The 17,829-nt window shown below is 69.1% G+C and carries 15 protein-coding genes; 6 read left to right on the top strand and 9 right to left on the bottom strand.

The genetic code is table 11. The annotated features are described in order from the left end of the window. Window positions 1–6 precede the first annotated feature (6 nt). Window positions 7–2,784, bottom strand: coding sequence for an Rne/Rng family ribonuclease (locus tag HF024_RS09175; protein ID WP_168689353.1), 2,778 nt, complete (start codon window positions 2,782–2,784; stop codon window positions 7–9). A 323-nt stretch (window positions 2,785–3,107) separates the two neighbouring features. Here HF024_RS09175 and HF024_RS09170 point away from each other — a divergent pair, with 323 nt between their 5' ends. Next, window positions 3,108–3,713 (top strand): vitamin K epoxide reductase family protein, encoded by a 606-nt coding sequence (locus tag HF024_RS09170; RefSeq protein ID WP_247597385.1) that lies wholly within the window; start codon window positions 3,108–3,110, stop codon window positions 3,711–3,713. A gap of 77 nt (window positions 3,714–3,790) precedes the next feature. On the opposite strand, the gene ndk is transcribed toward HF024_RS09170, so the two are convergent. From ndk to HF024_RS09145, 5 genes are all read right to left on the bottom strand, one after another. Next, window positions 3,791–4,213 carry a nucleoside-diphosphate kinase gene (gene ndk, locus HF024_RS09165; RefSeq protein ID WP_055893466.1) on the bottom strand — a complete coding sequence of 141 codons (423 nt, stop codon included), beginning with the start codon at window positions 4,211–4,213 and terminating at the stop codon, window positions 3,791–3,793. Next, window positions 4,210–4,635 carry a DUF4233 domain-containing protein gene (locus HF024_RS09160; protein ID WP_085368461.1) on the bottom strand — a complete coding sequence of 142 codons (426 nt, stop codon included), beginning with the start codon at window positions 4,633–4,635 and terminating at the stop codon, window positions 4,210–4,212. The genes ndk and HF024_RS09160 overlap by 4 nt, the downstream gene beginning before the upstream one ends. Beyond that, window positions 4,614–5,984 (bottom strand): folylpolyglutamate synthase/dihydrofolate synthase family protein, encoded by a 1,371-nt coding sequence (locus tag HF024_RS09155; protein WP_168689352.1) that lies wholly within the window; start codon window positions 5,982–5,984, stop codon window positions 4,614–4,616. Before HF024_RS09155 ends, HF024_RS09160 begins: the two co-directional genes overlap by 22 nt. Beyond that, the gene (ileS, locus tag HF024_RS09150; RefSeq protein WP_168689351.1) at window positions 5,981–9,310 is read right to left on the bottom strand and encodes an isoleucine--tRNA ligase; all 3,330 of its coding nucleotides are present in this window, start codon (window positions 9,308–9,310) and stop codon (window positions 5,981–5,983) included. The genes HF024_RS09155 and ileS overlap by 4 nt, the downstream gene beginning before the upstream one ends. Before the next feature lie 231 nt (window positions 9,311–9,541). Next, complete coding sequence (locus HF024_RS09145; protein ID WP_247597384.1) at window positions 9,542–10,174, bottom strand: TetR/AcrR family transcriptional regulator; 633 nt, start codon at window positions 10,172–10,174, stop codon at window positions 9,542–9,544. A 78-nt stretch (window positions 10,175–10,252) separates the two neighbouring features. On the opposite strand from HF024_RS09145, the gene HF024_RS09140 reads away from it, so the two are divergent. The 5 genes from HF024_RS09140 to HF024_RS09120 all read left to right on the top strand — a co-directional run bounded on the left by HF024_RS09140 (window position 10,253) and on the right by HF024_RS09120 (window position 15,580). Beyond that, on the top strand, window positions 10,253–11,602 hold the full coding sequence (locus HF024_RS09140) for an MFS transporter (protein ID WP_247597383.1): 1,350 nt from the start codon (window positions 10,253–10,255) through the stop codon (window positions 11,600–11,602). 79 nt (window positions 11,603–11,681) lie between these two features. After that, window positions 11,682–14,291 (top strand): valine--tRNA ligase, encoded by a 2,610-nt coding sequence (gene valS, locus HF024_RS09135; RefSeq protein WP_168689350.1) that lies wholly within the window; start codon window positions 11,682–11,684, stop codon window positions 14,289–14,291. Beyond that, window positions 14,288–14,734 carry a GNAT family N-acetyltransferase gene (locus HF024_RS09130; protein WP_085368470.1) on the top strand — a complete coding sequence of 149 codons (447 nt, stop codon included), beginning with the start codon at window positions 14,288–14,290 and terminating at the stop codon, window positions 14,732–14,734. Before valS ends, HF024_RS09130 begins: the two co-directional genes overlap by 4 nt. 115 nt (window positions 14,735–14,849) lie before the next feature. After that, the gene (locus HF024_RS09125; RefSeq protein ID WP_168689349.1) at window positions 14,850–15,314 is read left to right on the top strand and encodes a GNAT family N-acetyltransferase; all 465 of its coding nucleotides are present in this window, start codon (window positions 14,850–14,852) and stop codon (window positions 15,312–15,314) included. Further along, entirely contained in the window at window positions 15,314–15,580 is a 267-nt protein-coding gene (locus HF024_RS09120) for a hypothetical protein (RefSeq protein ID WP_168689348.1), read from the top strand. Before HF024_RS09125 ends, HF024_RS09120 begins: the two co-directional genes overlap by 1 nt. Window positions 15,581–15,604: 24 nt before the next feature. On the opposite strand, the gene HF024_RS09115 is transcribed toward HF024_RS09120, so the two are convergent. The 3 genes from HF024_RS09115 to HF024_RS09105 are packed head-to-tail and all read right to left on the bottom strand — an operon-like array spanning window position 15,605 to window position 17,789. Then, window positions 15,605–15,808: a hypothetical protein gene (locus HF024_RS09115; protein WP_168689347.1), complete on the bottom strand. Its 204-nt coding sequence runs from the start codon at window positions 15,806–15,808 to the stop codon at window positions 15,605–15,607. Further along, entirely contained in the window at window positions 15,805–17,109 is a 1,305-nt protein-coding gene (locus tag HF024_RS09110; protein ID WP_168689346.1) for an MFS transporter, read from the bottom strand. Before HF024_RS09110 ends, HF024_RS09115 begins: the two co-directional genes overlap by 4 nt. Further along, the gene (locus HF024_RS09105; RefSeq protein WP_247597382.1) at window positions 17,106–17,789 is read right to left on the bottom strand and encodes a winged helix-turn-helix domain-containing protein; all 684 of its coding nucleotides are present in this window, start codon (window positions 17,787–17,789) and stop codon (window positions 17,106–17,108) included. The genes HF024_RS09110 and HF024_RS09105 overlap by 4 nt, the downstream gene beginning before the upstream one ends. Window positions 17,790–17,829 lie beyond the last annotated feature (40 nt).

Genomic DNA, 17,829 nt, shown 5'->3' with positions numbered 1-17,829 from the left:
GGTGGGCTACTCGCCCTGCTCCGCCCGGATGATCTCTGCCCGCGTGATCTGGGGCGCGGTGTCTCCACCGACGATCGCCGCCGTGCTCACCCTGCGGCTGCGTCCGCGGCCCTGACCGGGCTGCTTCGGCTGCGGAAGGGCGTCCAGCACGGAGTCGAGCAGCAGCTCGGCCTCCTTGGTGGGCGTGCGACGCGTCACAGGAGCCGCTGCGGGCTCAGGGAGCTCGATCAGGGGCACGGACGCGTCCGCGCTCTCGCGGGACGCTGCCGGGCGCTCAGCGGGCGCCTGCGGCTCGCGGGGCTCGCGCTGCTGCTGCTCGCGCACCGGCGCCGCCTCGGCCTGCGGGGCGCTCTCCTGCGTCGCTGGCTGCTCGGTCGCAGCCTGCTCGGCCTCCGCCGCCTTGACCCTGTCGCGCTTGCCGCTCTTCCTGCGGGACTTCTTCGGAGCATCCTGCTGCTGCTCCTGCTCGCCGGCGACATGCTTGCCGTGAGCGGACTCCGCGGAGGCGGCAGGCGCATCCACCGGCTGGTGCTCGTCGTGCGGGTGGGCCAGCGTGCTCGCCGCGATCTGAGCCAGCGCGTTCTTGGCGTCGTCGGTGATGGCGTGGGTCACGCCGGTGGGGGTGCCACCGCCGTTCCCGTTCGAGCCGCCGTTGCCGTTTCCGTTCGACGATCCGTTGCCGTTGCCGTTGCCGTTCGACGAGCCGTTTCCACCGGACTGCTGGCCGCCACGGCCGCGGCGGCGCTCGCTCTGCGGCTGCTGCTGCGGGGTCTGGCGGTGCTTGACGACCGGGTCGTGGTGCACGATGACACCGCGGCCCGCACAGGCCTCGCACGCCTCGCTGAACGTCTCGAGCAGGCCGAGGCCGAGCTTCTTCCTCGTCATCTGCACGAGGCCGAGCGAGGTGACCTCTGCCACCTGGTGCTTGGTGCGGTCGCGGCTCAGGCACTCGATCAGGCGGCGGAGCACGAGGTCGCGGTTGGACTCGAGCACCATGTCGATGAAGTCGACGACGATGATGCCGCCGATGTCGCGCAGACGCAGCTGGCGGACGATCTCCTCGGCCGCTTCCAGGTTGTTCTTGGTGACGGTCTCTTCCAGGTTGCCGCCGGAGCCGACGAACTTGCCGGTGTTGACGTCGACGACCGTCATCGCCTCTGTGCGGTCGATCACCAGGGACCCACCGGACGGCAGCCAGACCTTGCGGTCGAGCGCCTTCTCGATCTGCTCCGTGATGCGGAACTCGTCGAACGCATCCCGCTCGCCCGTGTACGCCTCGACGCGGTCGAGGAGGTCGGGGGCGACCTGGCGGAGGTAGTTCTCGATGGTGCTCTGCGCATCCTGACCGGCGATGATCAGCTTCTGGAAGTCCTCGTTGAAGACGTCCCTGACGATCTTGATCAGCAGGTCGGGCTCACTGTGCAGCAGCGCGGGCGCCCCGACGGTCTCGACCTGCCTGCTGATGTCCGCCCACTGCGCGGTGAGGCGCGTGACGTCGAGCGTCAGCTGCTCCTCGGTCGCGCCCTCGGCGGCGGTGCGCACGATGACGCCGGTGTTCTCCGGCAGGACCTCTTTGAGGATCTTCTTCAGACGGGCACGCTCGGTGTCCGGAAGCTTGCGGCTGATCCCGTTCATCGAGCCGTTCGGCACGTAGACGAGGTAGCGGCCGGGCAGCGAGACCTGGCTGGTCAGGCGGGCGCCCTTGTGCCCGACGGGGTCCTTCGTGACCTGGACGAGCACGCGGTCGCCCGGCTTGAGCGCCAGCTCGATGCGGCGCGGCTGGTTGCCGGTCTCCGCGGCATCCCAGTCGACCTCGCCGGAGTACAGCACGGCATTGCGGCCGCGGCCGATGTCGACGAACGCAGCCTCCATGCTGGGCAGCACGTTCTGCACGCGACCCAGGTAGACGTTGCCGATCAGCGACGCCTCCTGCGACTTGGCGACGTAGTGCTCGACGAGCACCTTGTCTTCGAGTACGCCGATCTGGATGCGGCCGCCCTTCTCGCGCACGATCATCTGGCGGTCGACGGACTCACGGCGGGCGAGGAACTCGGCCTCGGTGATGACGGGTCGGCGGCGGCCGGCGTCCCGGCCGTCGCGGCGGCGCTGCTTCTTGGCCTCGAGACGGGTCGAGCCCTTGATGCGCTGCGGCTCGGTGATGAGCTCCGGCTCGCGCGGGGCGCGGACCTTGACGACCGTGTTCGCCGGGTCGTTCGATCCAGAGCGGTTCTCCTCGCCGGCGCGGCGGCGCGAACGGCGGCGGACCGTGCTCGGCTCGTCGTCGTCGTACTCGTCGTGCGGGAGCGGAGGCAGCGGCAGGATGTCCGGGGCCTGGAACAGCAGTGTCGTCGGCGGGAGGCCGGGCAGCGCCGTGTCCGCCTCGGCGGCGGGAGCATCCGGTGCGGCAGGAGCGGCAGGAGCTGAGCCTGCGGCGTCCGTGCTGTCCGTCCCCGCGTCGGCGGGCTGGGCCGCGCCGGCATCCGGAGTCTGCTCCGTCGTCACCGCCGGTTGTCCGGCCGGGAACGGGCCGGAGCCGATGATGTCGTCGTGGTTGTCGTGGATCTTCTCGTCCATGGGTGTTCTCTCCTGGACGGCGGGCGCGGTCGAGGCATGCCCGGCCACCGTCGGCGCGGAGGACGCAATGGCCTCACGCGAATCGTTCGCAGGCACGGCGGAGGCGCTCTTCTTGGCGCTCTTCCTGGAACCGAAGAGGCGCGATCGCTTCCTGGGCCCCGCTTCCGATCCGTTGTCCTGCGTGTTGTCAGTATTTTCGTTTTCCACCATCGCTGGTGCACTCCTCGACCAGCCGCGGTCTCCCGCGCGCCGGGTACTTTCATAAGGGCAGCAGACGCGTTGCGCCTGCGACCGCCAATCCTTCACGCGTGCGGTCGGCTCGTGGCGCGGTCCGCAGGCGATCTCGTTTCTGTACGTTCGTTGTCGGTCGGCCACCTCGGCCGGCCGTTCGGGCGTCGCAACGCCCATAAGCCTTCGCTGGCGTCTCTCCGGCACACGCCGCAGAAACCAGTTGCAACGATTATCGCATGACCGCACCAGGAACGCGGCTGCCTCTCAGGTCGACACGCGATCGGTCATGCCATAATCCGACTGTGTCCACCACTACAGCCGAGCGCCGCCCGACCGTACTCGCCATCTTCCTGATCGTCGCCGGGGCCATCGGCCTCTGGGCTGCTTTCATGCTCACGATGGACAAGTTCCACCTTCTCGAGAACCCGGATGCGCAGCTGTCGTGCAACTTCAGCCTGCTCGTCGGGTGCACGAAGAACCTCAACTCCTGGCAGGGGTCGCTGTTCGGCTTCCCCAACCCGCTGCTCGGCCTGATCGGCTGGACCGCGACCATCGCGGTGGGCGTCGGGGTGCTCGCCGGGGCGCGCTTCGCCAAGTGGTTCTGGATGCTCTTCAACCTCGGCGTGATCGGCGCGATGGCCCTCGTCATCTTCCTCATCACGCAGTCGATCACCGTGCTCAACGTGCTCTGCCCGTGGTGCATGGTCACCTGGCTGGTCACCATCCCGACCTTCTGGGCCGTGACGCTCTACAACCTCAAATCGGGCAACATCCCCATCCCGGAGTCCGGGCGTGTCTTCTTCGGCAAGCTCTACTCCTGGGTGCCCCTGATCACGGTGATCTCCTACGCGATCGTCGCGATCCTCGCCCAGATCCAGCTCGACTGGATCAACAACGTCTTCGTCTAGCCCCCATAAATTCGAGTCCGAACTTATTCACGGTGACACTCGGCGTGTCGCGTGAACAAGTTCGGACTCGATGGGTTCTAGGCGAACCAGAGGGCGAGCTCGCGCGCGGCGGACTCGGGCGAGTCGGAGCCGTGCACGAGGTTCTGCTGCACCTTGAGGCCCCAGTCGCGGGCGAAGTCGCCGCGGATGGTGCCCGGCGCGGCCGTGGTCGGGTCCGTGGTGCCGGCGAGCGAGCGGAAGCCCTCGATCACGCGGTTGCCCGCGAGGCGGATCGCGACGATGGGGCCGGACTCCATGAACTCGACCAGCGGCTCGTAGAACGGCTTGCCCTCGTGCTCCGCGTAGTGCGCGGCGAGCAGGTCGCGGTCGGCCTGCAGCATCCGGATGTCGACGAGCGAGTAGCCCTTCGCCTCGATGCGGCGCAGGATCTCGCCCGTGAGGTTGCGAGCGACGCCGTCCGGCTTGACGAGCACCAGGGTCTCTTCGACGGGGGTGGTCATGGATTCTCCGTTCCGTTTGCGGCCGCGTGCGCGGCCTTCTTGTTGCGGTCGATGCGGGCGCCCGCGATCATGCAGTACGCCCACATGGCCGTGAAGATGGCGCCGACGATGAAGAAGGCGGGGACGAGGAAGCCCGCCGCCACGACGACGAGCTGGACGAACCAGCCGAGCACGATGCCCACCGGGGAGCGCAGCGTGCCGATGGCGACGATCATCAGGACGACGAGCGCCGCTCCCCCGCCGAGCGCGACGCCGGCGGGCAGCGAGCCGAGGCCGAACAGCACCAGGGCGCCGAGGAAGACGACGATCAGCTCGAAGCCGAGCACGATCGAGCCGAGCAGTTCCCTGACCGTGCGCTCCCGGCGCGGCCGTGCGGCCTTCGCGGGCTTCTCCGCGTCGCTCACGAGCTGGTCGGCTTCCACTCGCCGGCCTCCGCGATGGCCATCGCGTCGCCGACGAGCACGATCGAGCCTGTGACGACCACGGCGCGCTTCGGCTCCTCCGCCGCCCACTCTCGGGCAGCATCCAGCGCCTCCTCGAGGTCGCCGTAGACGATGGTCGCCTCGTCGCCGACCTCGTCGAGCACGATCTCGCCCAGCTCGTCGGCCGGAAGCGCGCGATCGGAGCGCGGCTCCGTCACGTAGAACTGGGTGGCGACCGGGGCGAGCGCGCGCACGATGCCGCGCGCATCCTTGTCGGCGAGCGAGCCGAATACGAAGGTCAGCTCGTCGAAGTCGAAGTAGCGGCGCATCGCATCCGCGAGGGTCTGAGCGCCCGCCGGGTTGTGGGCGGCGTCCACCAGCACGGTCGGGTCGACGCCGATCAACTGCAGGCGTCCCGGCGAGGTCGCCGTGGCGAAGCCCTCCTCCAGGAGGTCGGCCTTGAGCGGCTGCGTGCCCCGGCCGAGGAACGTCTCGACGGCGGCGACAGCGACGGCGGCGTTCTGCGCCTGGTGGTCGCCGTACAGCGGGAGGAACAGCTCGTCGTACGTGGCGGCAAGGCCCCGGATGCTCACCAGCTGCCCGCCGACGGCCACCGAGGTGGATGCCACGTCGAACGCTCCGGGCTGCACGGCGATGGTGGACTCGGTGAGCCCGGCCGCGGTGGTCAGCTCGGCCAGCGCATCCGGTGTCTGGGCGGAGCTCACCACGTCGGCGGCGGGCTTGATGATGCCGGACTTGGTGCGCGCGATCTCCGCGACGGTGTCGCCGAGCGCCTTGGTGTGGTCGAGCGAGATCGGGGTGAACACCGCCACCTGGCCGTCGCCGACGTTGGTGGAGTCCCACTCGCCGCCCATGCCGACTTCGATCACGGCCACGTCGACCGGCGCGTCGGCGAATGCGGCGTACGCGAGCACGGTCAGCGCCTCGAAGAACGTGAGCGGCGCCTGGCCTTTCTCCGCGAGCTCGCCGTCGACGATCTCGATGTACGGCTGCACGTCCTCCCAGTTGCGCACCAGCGCTTCGTCGGAGATCGGCTGGCCGTCGATCACGATGCGCTCGTTGAAGCGCACCAGGTGCGGACTGGTCAGCAGGCCCGTCCGCAGGCCGTACGCACGCAGGATGCTCTCGGTGATGCGGCTCGTCGACGTCTTGCCGTTCGTCCCCGTGATGTGGACGATCGGATACGCGCGCTGGGGGTCGCCCAGCAGCTCGACGGCGCGCCGGGTGGCATCCAGCCTGCGCTCCGGCGCACCCTCTCCGATGCGCGCGAGCAGCGCCTGGTAGACAGCGTCCGCTTGGTCGCGGAACTCCTCGGACTCGTCGCTCACTCTGCCTCCTCGATCCTGGTCACGCCGACCGTGAACTCCCCCGCGTTGGCGAACTGGCCGGCGGAGAAGGTCTTCTCGAACGCCGCCTCCGCCGCAGCGAACTCGACGACGAGCGCCAGCGTCTCCGTGGCGATGTCGACGTCTCCGGCCAGGCCGAGCGCAGCCACGTCGTCGCCGTGCGCGAACGCCAGGTTCAACCGGATGCGGTCGCTCACGTCGAGTCCTGCCGCCTTGCGGGTGTCCTGCACGGCGCGGATGACGTCGCGCGCCAGGCCCTCGGCCTGCAGCTCCGGCGTGGTCACCGTGTCGAGCAGCACGAAGCCGCCGCCCGGCAGCAGCGCCAGCGCCGACGTGGACTCGCCGTCCGCCTGCGCCGTCTCGAGCACCAGCTCGTATTCGCCGTCGGCCAGTTCGACGCCACCCGCCGTCACGACGCCGTCGGTCTCCGACCAGTCGCCGGCGCGGGCGGCTTGGATGACCTGCTGCACCTGCTTGCCGAGCCGCGGACCGGCGGCGCGCGCGTTCACGGTCAGCTTGCTCGTGATCCCGTAGCTGGCTGCGCTGTCGTCGTGCAGCTCGACCAGCTCGACCGCCTTGACGTTGAGCTCGTCGCGCAGGATGCCCTCGAACGGGCGCAGCGCATCCGCGTTCTCGGCGACGACGGTCAGCGAGGCGAGCGGCAGCCGGACGCGGAGCCCGGCCTGCTTGCGCAGCGACAGCGTGGTGGAGCTGATGCTCCTGATGCGGTCCATCGCATCCACCAGCGCGTCGTCCGCGGGGAACTCTGCGGCGTCCGGCCAGTCGGTCAGGTGCACGCTCCGCTCGCCGGTGAGGCCGCGCCAGATCCGCTCGGTGACGAGCGGCAGCAGCGGGGCGGCCACGCGGGCGACCGTTTCGAGCACCGTGTAGAGGGTGTCGAACGCCTCGGTGCCGTTGCCCTCCGCATCCACGCCCTGCCAGAAACGGTCGCGCGAACGCCGCACGTACCAGTTGGTGAGAATGTCGGCGAAGTCGCGCAGCTTAGCGGCCGCGAGGGTGCTGTCGAGCGCTTCGAGGTCGGCCGTGACGTCCTCGACGAGGTCGCGCGTCTTGGCCAGCAGGTAGCGGTCGAGCACGTCCGTGGAGTCGGTGCGGCGCTTCGCCTCGTATCCGGTGGCGTTCGCGTACAGGGAGAAGAAGTACCAGGTACTCCACAGCGGGAGCAGCACCTGGCGGACACCCTCCCGGATGCCCTCCTCCGTCACGATCAGGTTGCCGCCGCGAAGCACAGGGCTCGCCATCAGGAACCAGCGCATCGCGTCGGAGCCGTCGCGGTCGAACACCTCGTTGACGTCCGGGTAGTTGCGCAGCGACTTCGACATCTTCTGCCCGTCGCTGCCGAGCACGATGCCGTGGCTGATCACGTTCTTGAACGCCGGGCGGTCGAACAGGGCGGTCGACAGCGTGTGCAGCATGTAGAACCAGCCGCGGGTCTGCCCGATGTACTCCACGATGAAGTCGGCCGGGTTGTGCCCGTCGAACCACTCGCGGTTCTCGAACGGGTAGTGCACCTGGGCGAACGGCATCGAACCGGAGTCGAACCAGACGTCGAGCACGTCCGGGATGCGGCGCATGGTCGAGCGGCCGGTCGGGTCGTCCGGGTTCGGGCGGGTGAGGTCGTCGATGAACGGCCGGTGCAGGTCGGGCTCCCCCGCCGCGTTCGTCGGGATGGCGCCGAAGTCGGCCTCCAGCTCGGCCAGCGAGCCGTACACGTCGATGCGCGGGTATGCGGGGTCGTCGCTCTTCCAGACCGGGATCGGCGAACCGAAGTAGCGGTTGCGCGAGATCGACCAGTCGCGGGCGTTGCCCACCCACTTGCCGAACTGGCCGTCCTTCACGTTCTCCGGCACCCAGTTGATCTGCTGGTTGAGCTCGCCCATCCGTTCGCGGAAGTCGGTGACGCGGACGAACCAGCTCGACACCGCCTTGTAGATCAGCGGGTTGCGGCAGCGCCAGCAGTGCGGGTAGGAGTGCTCGTAGCTCGCCTGGCGGAGCAGCCTGCCGTTCTCGCGCAGCAGCGTGGTGAGCGGCTTGTTCGCCTCGAACACCTGCAGGCCTGCCACGTCTTCGATCACGGGCAGGAAACGCGCTCCGTCGTCCACCGAGATGATCACGGGGATGCCGGCCGCCTCGCAGACGCGCTGGTCGTCCTCGCCGTATGCCGGCGCCTGGTGCACGATGCCGGTGCCGTCCTCGGTGGTGACGTAGTCGTCGACCAGGATGCGCCACGCGTTCTGGGTGCCGTACTCCTCGACGTCGGCGTAGTAGTCCCACAGCCGGTCGTATGTGACGCCCTCGAGCTCTGCGCCCCGGACGCGACGGGTGATCGCGGCCAGCGCATCCGCCGCCGACTCGTAGCCGAGGTCTTTCGCGTAGTTGCCGACCAGCTCGGTGGCGAGCAGGTATTCGCCGCTCAGCACCTCGTCGTCGGGGGTGCCGTGCGCGTCGGCAGCACCGTTCGGACCGGCGGGCACGACCGCGTACTCGATGTCGGGGCCGACGACCAGCGCGAGGTTGGTCGGCAGGGTCCACGGGGTGGTCGTCCAGGCCAGGGCACGCACGCCGGTGAGGCCGAGCGCCTCCGCCTTCGCCCCGGTGAGCGGGAAGGTGACCGTGACGGTCTGGTCCTGACGCATCTTGTAGACGTCGTCGTCCATCCGCAGCTCGTGGTTGGACAGCGGGGTCTGGTCGCGCCAGCAGTACGGCAGCACGCGGTAACCCTCGTAGGCGAGGCCCTTCTCGTGCAGCTGCTTGAACGCCCAGATCACCGACTCCATGAAGGTGACGTCGAGGGTCTTGTAGTCGTTGTCGAAGTCCACCCAGCGCGCCTGGCGGGTGACGTACTCCTGCCATTCGCGGGTGTAGTGCAGCACCGAGTCCTTGGCGGCCTGGTTGAAGGCCGCGATGCCCATCTCCTCGATCTGGCTCTTGTCGGTGAGCCCCAGCTGCCGCTCGGCCTCCAGCTCGGCGGGCAGGCCGTGGGTGTCCCAGCCGAACCGGCGCTCGACCTTCTTGCCGCGCATCGTCTGGAAGCGCGGGAAGACGTCCTTGGCGTAGCCGGTGAGCAGGTGGCCGTAGTGCGGCAGGCCGTTGGCGAAGGGAGGGCCGTCGTAGAAGACCCACTCCGGCGCATCCTGCCGGTTGTCGATGGATGCGCGGAAGGTGCCGTCCTCTTTCCAGAACGCGAGGACCTCTGTCTCGATCTCCGGGAAGCTCGGGCTCGGGCTGACGCCCGCCTGCTCGGCGTCGCGCGCCGACGATTCGTCCGGTGACTTGGGGTACGGCATCTCACTCCTGGCAGGTCGTTCGTCTGCACGAGGACGCCGGACGCTCGAAACGTCCGCCGCGGTACCACCCCGCTTGCCGCATCCACTCACGGTGTGGACGCGACCGCTCTTCGTTGGCTGTGACGGGCCAGACCCGTTCGGTTCTACTGGGCGCGCCTCGCGGTGCGCTGTTCTTCCGAAGACTCGCCGGTGATCGCCGGGTCGATGTCTGTACGCACGATTCTAGCTCGTTTACGAGCGGATTTCGGGCACTTCGCCCAGCGCGGACGCGTACCCGGCGCAGACCGGCCCGACCGCGGCCACGATCACCGGCGCGAGCGGACCGCGACGCACGCCGCTGCGCGCCCAGACCGCCGCAGCAGCACCCGCCGCCCCGATCACGGAGGTGGCGATGGCGCGCGGGAGGAGCGCTTCCTGCCTGTCGCCCAGCCGCGCGGCGACGAAGGCGCTCAGCTGGCGCACCAGCGCGAGGAAGCGCGGGAGGGCCGACGCCTCCAGCTCGCCGTCCGTGCCCATCAGCTCGTACTGCGTCACGGCGAGCGGGAGGCGGGCAGGGCCGAACTCGTTCGCGAGAGCGGTCACCGCATCCAGCACGGCGGTCATCGGAGGAGCGCTCGGGTCGGCGGCGGCCAGCACCCTGTCGAACCCGCGCAGGCTCTCGTCCACCTCCAGCCAGAGCAGGTCGCTCTTGGAGCCGAAGTAGTTGAAGAAGGTGGCCCTGCTCACCCCTGCTCGGCGCGCGATGTCGTCGACGGTGGTGCCGTCGTACGTCTTCTCCAGGAACAGCTCACCGGCGGCCTCGGCGAGCATCCGGCGACTGGATGCGCGGGGGCGCCCGGAGCGGGAATGGTCTGCCTGTGCCACGCGTTACCTCCTCGCGCCTATTATTGGACCCGGTCCACATATTAACGGACCACTGCAGCCCGCCAGACAAGGAACCCCGTGACCTCCCCCAACGCGACAGCACCAGACACCATCGTCCGCAGCGACACCGACCGTCCAGGCATCACCCCCGGCACCGCCCGCAGGGTGACCATCGCCTCGTTCGTCGGCACATCGCTCGAGTCGTACGACTTCTATCTGTTCGCCTACTTCAGCGCGTTCTTCGTCGGCCCGCTGTTCTTCCAGCCGCTCGGCGTCTTCGGCGGAGTGCTCGCCGGGTTCCTCACCATCGCGGCCGGTTTCGTCATCCGGCCCATCGGCGCCATCGTCTTCGGCCACCTCGGCGACAGGATCGGCCGCCGCCCCACGCTGCTCATCACCATCCTGATGATGGGCATCGGCACCGGCCTCGTCGGCGTGCTGCCGACATACGCGGTCGCCGGCTGGTTCGGCGCCATCGCCCTGGTGCTGCTCCGCCTCGTGCAGGGCCTGTCGCTCGGCGGGGAGTGGGGAGGCTCGATCCTGCTCGCGACCGAGTACGCCAACCCGAAGCGGCGCGGCTTCTACGCCGCCCTCCCCCAGCTCGGCTCCCCCGTCGGGTCGATCCTGAGCGCCGTGGTGTTCATCCTGATGTCGACGCTGCTCAGCCCGGAAGACATCGCTGCGTGGGGCTGGCGCATCCCGTTCCTCACGGCCATCCCGCTGCTGCTCGTCTCGCTCTACCTGCGCTGGTCGATCGACGAGACCCCGGTGTTCAAGCAGCTGCTGGAGACCGGCAAGCGCGACAGGTTCCCTGTGCTGCAGGTGTTCCGCAAGGCGCCGACCGGGTTCGTGATCGCCATCGGCGCCGCGATCCTCGGCATCGGCTCGTACTCGCTGATGAACACGTACATGGTCGACTACGGCACGGCCGTGCTGAAGTTCAGCTTCTCCGACCTGCTCATCGCCACCACCATCGGCGGACTGCTGCAGCTGGTGACCATCCCGCTGTTCGGCGTCTGGGCGACCAGGATCGGCTCGGCGCGCGTCGTCGCCATCGGTGCGATCGGCACCCTCGTGATCGCGTTCCCGATGTACTTCCTGCTGCAGTACGCGACCTTCCCCATCCTGGTCGGCAGCATGATCGTCGGCGGCATCCTCCCGACGCTGTCGTGGGCAGGGCTCGGCGGGCTGATGTCCGACCTGTTCCCGAGCGACGTGCGATACAGCGGGCTCTCCGTCGCGTACAGCATCGCCGCCCTTCTCACGGCGTTCGTGCCCGCGCTGACGCTGCTGCTCGGCAACGCGACGGGAAACGCCTGGTGGCACCCGGGGATCGTGCTCGGCATCATGAGCGTGATCACCCTCGTCGCCGCCCTGTTCGCCGCCCGCCGCAGGCCGATCATCGACGAGGTCGTCTCTCCCGAGTGACGCTCAGGTACCCTGGAGGGACTGCACACTCAGGCACCTCACCATCGACACGGTGCCGCATATAGCGAATCGGAGAACGATGAACGCCGCCAACCCGGTGCCTGACAAGCCCGCCCTCGAAGGCCTGGAGGCCAAGTGGGGCTCCCACTGGCAGAGCGCAGGAACCTACCTGTTCCCCCGGGATGCGGCCCTCGCCGCCGACCGCGAGTGCATCTACTCCATCGACACGCCCCCGCCGACGGCGAGCGGTTCGCTGCACATCGGTCACGTCTTCAGCTACACGCACACCGACGTGATCGCCCGCTACCACCGGATGCGCGGCCAGCACGTCTTCTACCCGATGGGCTGGGACGACAACGGCCTGCCCACCGAGCGGCGCGTGCAGAACTACTACGGCGTCCGCTGCGACCCCACCCTGCCGTACGACGCCGACTTCGTGCCGCCGTTCGAGGGCGGGGACAACAAGTCGAGCAAGGCCGCTGACCAGAAGCCGATCTCGCGCCGCAACTTCATCGAGCTGTGCGAGCGCCTGACCGTCGAGGACGAGAAGCAGTTCGAGGCGCTGTGGCGTTCGCTCGGCCTCTCCGTCGACTGGACCCAGACGTACCGCACCATCGGCCAGGAGGCGCTGTTCACCTCCCAGCTGGCGTTCCTGCGCAACATCGAGCGCGGCGAGGCGTACCAGGCGATGGCCCCGACGCTCTGGGACATCACCTTCCGCACGGCCGTCGCCCAGGCGGAGCTCGAAGACCGCGAGCAGCCGAGCGCATACCACCGGGTGTCGTTCCACGGCGCAGACGGGCCGATCTGGATCGAGACCACGCGTCCCGAACTGCTGCCGGCCTGTGTGGCCCTGGTCGCGCATCCCGACGACGAGCGGTACAAGCCGCTGTTCGGCACCACCGTCACCACGCCGGTGTTCGGTGTCGAGGTCCCGGTGCTCGCTCACCACCTCGCGCAGCCGGACAAGGGCTCAGGCATCGCCATGATCTGTACCTTCGGCGACATCACCGACGTCACCTGGTGGCGCGAGCTCGACCTGCCGAACCGCGCGATCATCGGCTTCGACGGCCGCATCGTCAGCGAGGCGCCGGACGCCATCGCGTCCGAGGCCGGCAAGGCCGCGTTCGCCGAGCTGGCGGGCAAGACCGTGTTCTCGGCCAAGCAGGCCGTCGTCGAGCTGCTCCGCGCCTCCGGCGACCTGGAGGGCGACCCCAAGCCCATCCAGCACCCGGTCAAGTTCTTCGAGAAGGGCGACAAGCCGCTCGAGATCGTCTCGACGCGCCAGTGGTACGTGAAGAACGGCGCCCGCGACGAAGCACTCCGCGCGCGGCTGATCGAGCTCGGCCAGAGCATCGACTGGCACCCCGAGTTCATGCGCGTGCGCTACGAGAACTGGGTCGGCGGCCTCACCGGAGACTGGCTCATCTCGCGCCAGCGCTTCTTCGGCGTGCCGATCCCTGTCTGGTACGCGCTCGACGGCGACGGCAACCCGGTGTTCGACGAGCCGATCCTGCCGTCGCACGACCAGCTGCCCGTCGACCCGTCGTCGGATGCTGCCCCCGGCTTCGAGGAGTCGCAGCGCAACCAGCCCAACGGCTTCATCGGCGAGCACGACGTGATGGACACCTGGATGACCTCCTCGCTCACCCCCCAGCTCGCCGGCGGATGGAAGAGGGACGACGCGCTGTTCGACGCCGTCTACCCGTTCGACCTGCGCCCGCAGGGCCAGGACATCATCCGCACCTGGCTGTTCTCCACCATGCTCCGCTCCGAGCTGGAGAACCACGTTGCCCCGTGGGCGCACACCGCGCTCTCCGGCTTCATCGTGGACCCCGACCGCAAGAAGATGTCCAAGTCCAAGGGCAACGTCGTCACGCCCGCCGACATCCTGGAGAAGCACGGCTCGGACGCCGTGCGCTACTGGGCGGCATCGTCACGCCTCGGCACCGACGCGGCCTTCGACCCGCAGAACCCGACGCAGATCAAGATCGGCCGGCGCCTCGCCATCAAGATCCTGAACGCGGCGAAGTTCATCCTGGGCTTCGCGGCGACGGGCGCCGACGACCTCGCACTGGTCACCAGCCCCCTCGACAGGAGCATGCTGCACAACCTGGCCGCGGTCGTCTCCGACGCCACCACGGCGCTCGACGGCTACGACCACGCGCGCGCCCTGGAGATCGCGGAGACGTACTTCTGGACGTTCTGCGACGACTACCTCGAGCTCGTCAAGGAGCGCGCATACGGAGAGCAGAGCGCCGAGCAGACCTCGGCCGTCGTGGCCCTCCGCATCGCACTGTCGGCGTTCCTGCGCCTGTTCGCCCCCGTCGTGCCCTTCGCCACCGAGGAGGCGTGGAGCTGGTTCAACGACGGCTCCGTGCACACCGCGGCGTGGCCGGAGGCGTCGGAGGTCGCGGGCGCGTGGCCTGACGACGCAGCAGTGCTCGGCATCGTCGGCCGCGCGCTGACCGCCATCCGCGGCGCGAAGACCACCGCGAAGGCGTCCCAGCGCACGCCCGTCGACTCGGCTGTCATCGCCGGCCCAGAGGCCGAGATCGCGGCCATCGAGAGTGCGGCGGGCGACCTCCGTTCGGTGGGCAAGATCGCCGAACTGCGTTTCGCTGCAGCCACTGACCTTTCCGTGACCGATATCCTGCTGGCCCAGGCCCCGAGCGAGGAGGAACGATGACCGTGACGGTCCGGAGTGTGGAAGACAACGAGTTCTTCACCTGGCTCGACCTCTACGCAGGCTACGGCGAGTTCTACGAGCAGCCGCTGACGGACGAGAAGGCGCTGCTCGTGTGGAGCTGGATCACCGATCCGGACAACGAGCTCGAGGCGTACTTCGCGGTCAACGACGATGGCACACCGATCGGTCTCGCGCACGTGCGCGAGTTCGTCCGACCGCTCGACGGCAGCCGCGGTCTCTACCTCGACGACCTGTTCGTCGCGAAGGACGCCCGCGGAGACGGGGCGGGCACGGCCCTCCTCGAAGCGCTGCGCGACCGCGCCCGCGAGCACGGCCTGTCCGTCGTTCGCTGGATCACCGCGAAGGACAACGAGACGGCCAGGCGCGTCTACGACCGCGTGGCCGAGAAGACCAAGTGGGTCACGTACGACCTCGTCCCGTGAACCCCTCGCGCGCATCCACCACCCCCGACGGCATCGACCGGCCGGGATGCGCGCGATAAGGTCGAAACACACGCACCACGATCCAGCCGTGCGGGGAAGGCGAACGGAGGCACCCATGTCGATTGAAGTCCGACCGGTCGCAGACGGCGATTTCTTCGCCTGGCTCGACCTGTACGAGAAGTACGCGGCGTTCTACGAGACCCAGCTCACCGACCAGAAGGCCCTGCTGCTCTGGTCCTGGCTGACCGCTCCCGACCACGAAGAGGACGGACTGGTGGCCGTCGAGGACGGTCGCATCGTCGGCCTCGCCCACGTCCGCGAGTTCGCCCGCCCGCTCGAAGGCGACAGGGGCCTGTTCCTCGACGACCTGTTCGTCGCGGAGGAGGACCGCCACAAGGGCATCGGCCGCACGCTCATCGACGCCGTCCGCTCCCTGGCGGAGGAGCGCGGCCTCGGCGTCGTGCAGTGGATCACCGCGCGCGACAACTCCGAGGCCCAGCAGGTCTACGACTCCGTCGCCACCCGCACCTCGTGGGTCACGTACGAGATCGACCTTCCCGCTGCGCGGGCGAGCGCCTGATGCAGCTGGGAACGCGCTGGTCCGTCGGTGGCGAAGCGCCGAGCAGCCTCCCCGAGGTGGTCGCGTACGCGGTCACGACGGTCGAGGAAGAACTCGTGGCGACCGACGTCGCCACGGACGGCTGGAAGTGGACGCTCACCTGGCTGGAGGGCAAGCCGGTCGTAGAACTCGACGACGGCACGGTCATCCGGTTCAACCCGCAGGAGGACTCGGCGACGATCACGCAGCCGGTCCAAGGCGAGCCGGACGAGTTCGATCAGGACTGATGGATCCGCTGAGTCGCGCATCCATCAGCGCGGCAGCTGAGGCAGCTGACGTGCCGCCTCGTCACGGGTCCGCTCGACGGCCGCGAGCTGGTCGGCGAAGGCCGGAGCGGTGCGGAACGTCGCGCGGCGCACGCCCCACTCGGTGAGGGCGCTGCCGAAGCGGATCGCGGTGCGCTGGGTCCAGGTGGCCTGGTGGATGCTGGGAACAGTGACGTCGATGACGGTCATGATCCGGTTCCTTCCGTGGTGGTTTCGTGCGCCGGTTCGTGTGAACCGGCGGAGAGCAGGAGTCGCACCGCGATGAGCGTCAGTGCGAGGACGACGGCGCCGCCGATGACGAACGGCAGGCGCAGGTCGATGCGGGCGATGAAACCGCCCAGCACCGTGGCGATCGGGGTGAGCCCCCAGCCGATGGTGCGCACGATCCCCATCGCGCGCCCCAGCATGTCGTTGGGGACGATGGCCTGACGGAGCGCGCCCCACGGCACGTTCCAGACCGCGACGCCGAACGCGCCGACGGCGTATGCCACGATCGCGACGACGACGTTGGCGGTGACCCCGACGCAGAACATGCCGATCCCGCACACGAGCATCGAGCAGAACATCACCGGACCGCGGCCGAAGCGCTCGACGAGCCTGCTCGCGATGAGCGCGCCGATCAGGGCTCCGACGCCGACGCCCGCCGTCACGACGCCGATGAGGGCGGCGGGGACGGAGAAGGTCTGCAGCAGGAGCAGCACGACACTCCCTTGCGCGAACGCGAGGGCGGAGGCGGTCAGCGAGGTCAGGATGATCATCGTCCGCAGGAACCGGTGGTGGACCAGGAACGAGACGACGGCGCGGAACGGGGGCCGGGTGTCGGCGGCCACGCCGTCTGCACTCTGTGCGGCCTGTGCGGCTTGTGCGGCCGCCCCCTTCCGGTACGCGCCGGCAGCGGCGGCGGGAATCGTGAGCGCCAGCAGCCCGGCGATCAGGAACCCTCCACCCGTCAGCCAGACCGGCAGCGCGATGGCGGCGGCGAAGAGGAAGCCGGCGATCGGGGTAGCGATGAAGTTCTGCACCACGATCTCGGCCGACTGCATCCGGCCGTTCGCCCTGTCGAGCTGATCGCGGGTGACGAGGCTCGGGACGACGGTGGTGGTGGCGTTGTCGAAGACGGTCTCGCCCATCCCGAACAGCAGCACGCAGCCGTAGAGCAGCCAGATCGTCAGCGAGTCCGTCGAGACGAGCACGGCCAGCAGGGCGGCGACGGCGAAGCGGAGCGTGTTCGCGACCGCCATCGCGATGCGGCGGTCGACCCTGTCGAGCAGCATGCCGGCCGGGATGCCGAACAGCAGCCAGGGCAGGAACGTCACGGCGCTCAGGCCCGCGATGAGGGCGGGATCCCTGGTGAGCGTCGTCGCAATCAGCGGCACGGCCGTGCGCCCGATCCCGTCGGCGAGGTTGCTGGCGATGGCCGACGTCCAGAGCCTGTTGAACCCGGCGCTCATCGGCGCCCTGGTCACCCGCTGCTGGGTGTCTGCGCTCATCGGTCGCTCGCCTCCACCAGCGGGAACGCGTTGAACTGCACCTGCACGCGGAGGCTGCCTTCCGCGCCAGCGCCGTCTCCGCCGCCGTCGTGGCTGTCAGGGCCGTTGCCCTCGGCGCGCCACTTGTCGCGGAGCCTGGTCTGCATCGCGTAGTACTCGCGGCCGAACTCGGCCAGCTGGTCGATGGTGAGCTGGAGGTGCGACGTGGAGAGGGTGCTGGCCTGCATCCACTCGGTGCCGTAGACGTCGAGGCCGCGGCGCAGGAAGGCCGTGAGGCGGCGCTCGTTGTTCTGCTGCCACTCGCGGGAGATGAGCTCGTTGGCTTCCCGGCCTGCCGGGGTGGCGAGGGTCTCGGGCGAACCGATGGTGACGCCGCCGGGTGCCATCTTCCACCAGCGCTCGCGGCCGGACCCCTTCTCGGCGTCCTCCACGATGATGCCGTGCTTGGCGAGCTGCCGCAGGTGGTAGCTGGTCGACCCGCTCGACTCCCCCAGCCGCTCGGCGAGGCCGCTGGCCGTCGCCGGCCCGAAGTCGGAGAGCTCGTTCATGATCTCCACCCGCAGCGGATGCGCGAGCGCCCGGAGCGCCTCCATCCCCAGTGCGTCGTGCATCGGGTACGAGATCGCCGGGGGCTTCGTGCCGGCGTTCTGCGGCTGCTCGGGCTTTTCTTCGGTGGCCATGGTGAGAGAGTAGCAATGCAAAGACTTCTTTGCAACAGGT

The organism is Leifsonia sp. PS1209, from assembly GCF_012317045.1.
GTDB lineage: Bacteria > Actinomycetota > Actinomycetes > Actinomycetales > Microbacteriaceae > Leifsonia.
The sequence above is the reverse complement of the archived record's forward strand: the minus strand, read 5'-3'. Positions and strand labels throughout refer to the sequence as shown.